Genomic DNA, 255 nt, shown 5'->3' with positions numbered 1-255 from the left:
GCTTGCGGAACGTAAGCCACGATCCCATCCTCCTCGCAGGCCTTGAGCGCGTTGCCGTTGTAATAGCCGGTGTCGGCCAGCGCCGTTAAGGTCTCGACGCCGAGTGCGTCCTTCGCGGCCTTGGCCATCTCGTGAAGCTGGCCGGTGTCGTTGCCGTCATTGACGACCTCGCTTGCCACGATCAGCTTATGTTTGTCATCGACGGCGATCTGGACGTTGTAGCCCGCCACCACTTGACCGTTCTTCGACAACAGC

Annotated in this window: 1 protein-coding gene; it reads right to left on the bottom strand. The window is 60.8% G+C overall.

Annotated elements, in window-relative coordinates:
- Positions 1–255: transposase (locus ACZYOF_RS44690; protein WP_463719712.1), on the bottom strand; the 255-nt coding region annotated here is incomplete at both ends.

The sequence above is a fragment of the Bradyrhizobium sp. LeoA1Lang genome (assembly GCF_055413685.1).
This window is presented reverse-complemented; position numbering and strand designations above follow the sequence as displayed.